The following is a 354-nucleotide window of genomic DNA, read 5'->3' as shown; positions in this document are numbered from 1 at the left end:
CTGAAGAAGGGCAATGCGACCCTGATCGAATGGCTCGACTCGCCGGTGGTCTACCGAGCAGAGCCGGTCTTCCTGGAGGCGTTGCGCACCCTCGCCCGTGAGGTCCACCAGCCCGAGCGGTCCTTCCATCACTATGTCCACATGGCCCGGCGCAATCACCGCGAATTCCTCACCCGCGAGCGGGTGCGGCTGAAGAAGTACCTCTACGTACTGCGCCCGCTGCTGGCGACGCTCTGGATCGAGCAGGGACGCGGTCCGGCGCCGACGCGCTTCGCGGCCCTGGTGGAGGCGCTGATCGGCGATCCAGCACTGCGTGCGGCCATCGATGCGTTGCTCCGGATCAAGCGCTCGGCG

At 67.2% G+C, this 354-nt stretch carries 1 protein-coding gene; it reads left to right on the top strand.

What is annotated here, in order from left to right; translation table 11 throughout:
• The coding region (locus tag G3480_RS29775) for a DNA polymerase beta superfamily protein (protein WP_206171960.1) at positions 1-354 on the top strand (354 nt) is incomplete at both ends.

The organism is Thiorhodococcus mannitoliphagus, assembly GCF_010915725.1.
Classification (GTDB): domain Bacteria; phylum Pseudomonadota; class Gammaproteobacteria; order Chromatiales; family Chromatiaceae; genus Thiorhodococcus; species Thiorhodococcus mannitoliphagus.
The sequence above is the reverse complement of the archived record's forward strand: the minus strand, read 5'-3'. Positions and strand labels throughout refer to the sequence as shown.